The organism is Sabulicella rubraurantiaca, from assembly GCF_017355885.1.
In the GTDB taxonomy this organism is placed as follows: Bacteria; Pseudomonadota; Alphaproteobacteria; order Acetobacterales; family Acetobacteraceae; genus Roseococcus; species Roseococcus rubraurantiacus.
The window spans coordinates 1-4,873 of record NZ_JAFEUU010000033.1 but is presented as its reverse complement, the minus strand read 5'-3'; the positions used below and the strand labels follow the sequence as shown (position 1 = coordinate 4,873).

Annotated in this window: 6 protein-coding genes, 1 tRNA gene and 2 pseudogenes; 8 read left to right on the top strand and 1 reads right to left on the bottom strand. The window is 66.4% G+C overall.

The window, feature by feature from the left end; translation table 11 throughout:
* Positions 1-127: 127 nt before the first annotated feature.
* The 7 genes and pseudogenes from JTJ31_RS23610 to JTJ31_RS23585 form a co-directional block, all read left to right on the top strand.
* Positions 128-1,174 (top strand): annotated as a pseudogene (locus JTJ31_RS23610) (multidrug effflux MFS transporter); the annotation flags it as partial.
* A gap of 46 nt (positions 1,175-1,220) precedes the next feature.
* Positions 1,221-1,295: transfer RNA gene (locus tag JTJ31_RS23605), tRNA-Val, on the top strand.
* Positions 1,296-1,764: 469 nt separating this feature from the next.
* Positions 1,765-2,124, top strand: a complete 360-nt coding sequence (locus tag JTJ31_RS23600; RefSeq protein ID WP_207541194.1) for a hypothetical protein — start codon at positions 1,765-1,767, stop codon at positions 2,122-2,124.
* Between the two features lie 612 nt (positions 2,125-2,736).
* Positions 2,737-2,952: a hypothetical protein gene (locus JTJ31_RS23595; protein ID WP_207541193.1), complete on the top strand. Its 216-nt coding sequence runs from the start codon at positions 2,737-2,739 to the stop codon at positions 2,950-2,952.
* A pseudogene (locus JTJ31_RS25485) lies at positions 2,949-3,299 on the top strand (glycoside hydrolase family protein); the annotation flags it as partial. The gene JTJ31_RS23595 and the pseudogene JTJ31_RS25485, both read left to right, overlap by 4 nt.
* A gap of 142 nt (positions 3,300-3,441) precedes the next feature.
* Positions 3,442-3,600, top strand: a complete 159-nt coding sequence (locus JTJ31_RS23590) for a hypothetical protein (protein ID WP_207541192.1) — start codon at positions 3,442-3,444, stop codon at positions 3,598-3,600.
* A 42-nt stretch (positions 3,601-3,642) separates the two neighbouring features.
* Complete coding sequence (locus tag JTJ31_RS23585) at positions 3,643-3,963, top strand: hypothetical protein (protein WP_207541191.1); 321 nt, start codon at positions 3,643-3,645, stop codon at positions 3,961-3,963.
* On the opposite strand, the gene JTJ31_RS23580 is transcribed toward JTJ31_RS23585, so the two are convergent.
* Positions 3,960-4,226 carry a hypothetical protein gene (locus JTJ31_RS23580; RefSeq protein ID WP_207541190.1) on the bottom strand — a complete coding sequence of 89 codons (267 nt, stop codon included), beginning with the start codon at positions 4,224-4,226 and terminating at the stop codon, positions 3,960-3,962. The genes JTJ31_RS23585 and JTJ31_RS23580 overlap by 4 nt on opposite strands.
* A 291-nt stretch (positions 4,227-4,517) precedes the next feature.
* Here JTJ31_RS23580 and JTJ31_RS23575 point away from each other — a divergent pair, with 291 nt between their 5' ends.
* A complete protein-coding gene (locus JTJ31_RS23575; protein WP_207541189.1) occupies positions 4,518-4,724 on the top strand; it encodes a hypothetical protein in 207 nt (68 codons plus the stop codon).
* The last annotated feature ends 149 nt before the right edge of the window (positions 4,725-4,873 follow it).

Genomic DNA, 4,873 nt, shown 5'->3' with positions numbered 1-4,873 from the left:
GCATCGTAGTCAAGACGAAGGGGAAGCGGCTGACCCATGGCAAGGCTCCGTTGCTCCGCACCTTGAATCAGATCCGGGCCGCGTCGGGGAAGCCCCCTCGTGAGTCAGCCTCACCGAGACTTGGTATCAGCTGACCCTTGCGGCCTTCTTCGCCGGGATGGCGGCGGGGCAGCTTCTGCACGGGCCGTTGGCCGACCGCTTCGGGCGGCGGCCGCCGCTCTTCGCCGGGCTTGTCGGCTTCACCCTGGCCTCGCTGTGCTGCGCGCTGGCGCCGGACAACACGGCGCTGACCGCGGCGCGCTTCCTGCAGGCCTTCGCGGGCTGCGCCGGCATGGTGATCTCCCGCGCCGTGGTGCGCGACCTGTCCGACCGCATGGACCCGGTGCGGATGATGGGCCGGCTGATGCTGGTGATGGGCGTCGCACCCATCCTGGCGCCCCTGCTTGGCGGCTGGGTGCAGGCGGCGCTGGGGTGGCGCGCCATCTTCTTCTTTCTCGCTGCCGTGGGCGCGCTGGCGCTGCTGCTCTGTGCGCTCTTCCTGCCCGAGACGTTGCCAGCGGGGCAGCGGCGTGCGGAAGGCGTGGCAGGGGCGCTGCGCAGCTACGGGCGGCTCTTGCGCGACCGGCGCTTCCAGGCTGCCGCGCTCCCGGGCGCCCTCGCGATCATGGGGATGTTCGCCTACATCGCCGGCTCACCCTTCGTATTCATCGAACTGCACGGCGTTCCGGCCGAGCGCTATGGCCTGCTGTTCGGCGGCGCGGCGGCTGGGATCATCGGCGCGTCGCAGCTGGCCGGGCGTTTGGCCGCGCTGTGGGGCAGGGAGGCGCTGATGACGCGCGCCTTAGCGGCGCTCTCGGTCGTGGCGCTGCTGCTGCTGGTCGCGACCATGCTGGGGGCGGGGCTGTCGCTGATCTACGCCCCGATCTGGCTCTATGTCGCGCTGATGGGGCTGGTGCTGCCCATGGCAGGGGTGTTGTCCATCCAGCCTTTCCCGCAGATGGCCGGCACTGCTTCCGCGCTGATGGGCACGATGCAGTTCGCCTTGGGGGCGTTGGCGGGGGCGGGCATTTCCGCCCTGCATAACGGGACGGGGTTCCCCATGGCCGGGATGATCGCGCTGGCGGCGGTGCTGGCCCTTCTCGTGCGTCTTGCCTTGCGGCCACGCGAGGCATGAGGGCGGGTTGCGCTGTTCGGAGGATGCGGCTAAACGGCGCTCTCCCGGGCGCGTAGCTCAGCGGGAGAGCACTACCTTGACACGGTAGGGGTCACAGGTTCAATCCCTGTCGCGCCCACCATTCTTTTCAAGCACTTACGAAGCGCCGCGGGCTTGGCAGCAACGGCCTAGGTAGCACATAGGTAGCGGCAACTCGCTTCGTGTTTTGCCACAGGGAAGCGATAGGCTGCCCGCATTCGCTAGGCTTTATGCCTCCATAGCCGCTGGCTGGACGCCTAGGCCTAGGTTTCACGGCCGATGCCAAGGCAAACAGCCGCGCGACTACCTAAGCCAAGCGATGATCCACAGACGCGGTCTCTCGGGCCAGGGAGAGGCCGCGTTGCCACCCTCTCTGCCGCTATTCCTGCTAAGCCTGCGAATAGGCAGCACGTGACGTGCCACCTGAGGCAGTGGCCTACGTGCGGCAGCTCGGTCGATGATGCTGGGGGCGCTGACCGTGGACGCATTCGGCCTCGTCTCGAGTTGGACGATCTATACCCAGATCGCGGTGCCGAACCTCGCGAGCATCCTGCTCCTCCGGTGGCCCCCCCGTGATAGGCGCTGACCTGCCGCTGGGCTGGCTGGCCACGCTCCTACGGTTTCTGCCGCCGAAGCTGATCGCGGCGATGGCGCTGGTTCCGGTCGCGGTCACCGTATGGCTCGCGCTCCGCAAGAATGCTCGATCGGAAGACGAGCACGAAAGCAAGATGCGCGAGCAGCTCGACGCCAGCGCGCAGCGGATCTTCGACCGCCTGAATGGCGAGCTCGGGCGGCTCGCGAAGCACTGCGACGATCTCGATGCCAAGCTCGAAGAGATCCGCGAGCGCTTGCGCGCGGAGCAGGACCGGACCCACCGCCTCCGCCATGACCGGAACGACCTACGCCAGCGCATTACGGCGCTGCACGCGTAGCTCGGTCTTGAGCCCCTGGCTTGGCCTGCAGACCCGCCGCTTGGCACTTAGGGCAGCATTACCGGCGAGAACGAAAAACCCCGCCGCCAAGGCTAGGCGACGGGGAGGAGATGATCGGGCATGCCTACCGGTAGTGCCTTTTGAACACGCTTCACGCACTGTGGTTTCGCAAGCGGGAGGCCATTGTCCCCTCAAGCGGTCCCCGAACACCAAGCGGAGCCTGCATAAAAAAAGCCCTGCCGCCTTCTGAGCAGCAGGGGCCGAGTTTGCAGATTCTAAAGCGTCTTCCAAAGTGGAGGCGGCCGCAGAATGCGAGCGAGAACCGCGCATAGCAAGATTTTTTGGTCGCCATCGCAATTATTGATGGGCTCTTAGCAAACGCCGCGCGCCTAATCGCATAACCAAGGCCCAAAAAGGCCCCCGCCAGTTTGTCAAACCGAAGGCGGGGGCCAGTTGGAGAGCGCCCCAGGTGAGGGGGCAGTAGACGGCATTGGGAGGTCGGGTGCCGTCTAAATAAGACAAAGAACAGTCTACGGCATTGGTTGCAGCGCTCGCGTTGTATGCAACCAGCTTCCCTCACTGTGAGGACAACCGAACAATCCGGAGACTTCCATGCATTATCTGCTCGACCGGCTCCGCGAGCCGGGCACCATGCGCTCGCTCGTGTGGGTGCTGCTCTCTGTCGCAGGCCTCGCCACGACAGACGAAGCGGTTGCCCACTACGCGCTGCTTGGGACGGCGATCCTGGGCCTGATCTCCGCGCTGATGCCGGAGAAGAAGGTCGTGCTGAAGGTGGTGGACACGCCGGCCAGCGAGCCGCCCCGATGACCCGCACCTTCGAGGAAGGCGTCGCCAAGGGCTGGCGCCTGGCATGGGCGGAGATCGCGCGCCAGGCTGCGAAGCCTCCTCCCCTGCCCCAGCTCGGCGCGGATCCGCCCCCGACCCGGATCAAGGTCGGCGTGCCGCCGGAGACCCTGGCGCTCTCCGAGGCCTTCGAGGAATTCCGGTCCAAGCCCTATCTCGACCTGAAGACGCACGGGAAATGGACGATCGGCATCGGCTCGACGCGCGACCTGCTCGGCCGGCCGGTCACCGCCGATACTCCGCCGGTCACGCGCGCCGAGGCGGAGAAGATGGCCGCCCGGGACCTCTCCGTCGCGGCGGCCGACCTGGCGAAGGACTTTCCGGAGGGCCTGCCGCCTCGCAAGTGGGCAACCGGGATCCTGATGAATAACAACCTCGGCCGGATGTCGGCCTGGGGGGAAGACGCTGCTGCAGCTGCTGCGCGAGGAGCGCTGGCGCGAGGCCGCGCACCAGATGCGGGCCTATCGCAATTCCGAGGGCAAGCCCAAGCTCGGCCTCCACCGGCCCCACCGGGCCGAGGCGGCTTATGCGCAGGGCATGGATCCGGTCGAGGCGAAGCGCCGCGCCTGGTCAGAGGTCAAACATGCGGACGATTGGCCGGAGCTGCCTTGATCCCAGGGCAAATCCTTCCGGGCTGCCGTAGGATCTCCCCGCATGTCCGAAACCGACCAAAAGAACCGAGACCGCCTCGACGCGGAGGCGGCAAAGTGGGCTCATTCAATGCTCTTCACCGAGCCGCTCAAGGTCATCGCGGCGGCCTACGCTGGCGCCTGGCAGGTCGGCCTCATGCTCACAGCGGTCTGTCTCTCCCAACTGCTGGGCTACTGCTACCTCGCGGGCCAGGTTGGACGGCACGCCGGGCATGGTGGGATTCGCTGGCTCGAGGCTCTCCGTCATACCGCGGTTCTCGCTTACGCCTTCTATGCGGACCTTTTCTTTTGGTACTTCGTATTGCGTCCGCTGGGGGTGGCCTAGCGCCGCGCCAGTGTCTTCGGCGCTGCCGTGAGCCAGTACGGCAGCCGCTTGGCGGTCACCCAAAGATCCACGAGCGACGTGATCATGACAGGCGCCCCGAATTGTTGCGCGTCGCCCATTTGTTGCCCGTCGAAAGGGTGACCGTCCAGGCGTAGCCGGCAGATGGCGCCGACCTCGTTGCAGGAGATCTCCGCTCCCCGGTAGCGGTACTGCGGGCCTCCCTCGGGCCCCACCGGTTCGACCAGCTCGAGCTCGTCTGACATGCCCTTCCCTACCATCGGGGGAAGAAATCCGACACGCCCCCGACAGGACCCCGGGGCGGGGGCCCTTTCAATACAGCGCTTGCGTGATGCATGAGAGGGAATGTTATCCTTGCTGTCATACTGCCAAGAAATGGGGGAAGCCATGTCGCGAGGATCGGCCCGGCGCCCTGCGCTGGGATTCCTATTGCTCGCTTCCGCGGCGCTAGGGCCTCGCAGGTGGCACCTTGGGCAGACGTTCCAGACGCCCTCGCCGCCGACACGCCAACCTGGGTCAAGAAGTGACCATCGAGCATGACCAGGCGCTACACGCTTTATGTCGAGGTCTCGGAGATCAATCCTCCAATCGGACAAAGCTTGCACTATGCCGCCAAGGCACATATCCGCGGGCCCGACGGCCGGACATTTGTGATCGAAGAGTGCTGGGGCTGCGACGCGCAAGAGGCCGAGGCGAGGGCCAAGCGAGCGGCCGAGGCCTGGATTGTTTCGCACTCCGGTTAGGCCAAGCTCCCACTCAGGGCGACAGTGAGAAGGCCTCCTTAGTGGTGCATCCGAGGCAGGAATTCCTCTTTTGTGGAAGCGGGGGGGGGGGGGGGGGGGGCGGGGGGGCGCCCCCGGGGGGCCCCCCCACAACACAAGGGGGGGGGTGG

Coding starts and splice junctions, on each gene's coding strand:
- JTJ31_RS23590 (WP_207541192.1), top strand. CDS start 3,442: ATGCGGGCCTATCGCAATTCCGAGGGCAAGCCCAAGCTCGGCCTCCAC.
- JTJ31_RS23585 (WP_207541191.1), top strand. CDS start 3,643: ATGTCCGAAACCGACCAAAAGAACCGAGACCGCCTCGACGCGGAGGCG.
- JTJ31_RS23580 (WP_207541190.1), bottom strand. CDS start 4,226: ATGTCAGACGAGCTCGAGCTGGTCGAACCGGTGGGGCCCGAGGGAGGC.
- JTJ31_RS23595 (WP_207541193.1), top strand. CDS start 2,737: ATGCATTATCTGCTCGACCGGCTCCGCGAGCCGGGCACCATGCGCTCG.
- JTJ31_RS23575 (WP_207541189.1), top strand. CDS start 4,518: ATGACCAGGCGCTACACGCTTTATGTCGAGGTCTCGGAGATCAATCCT.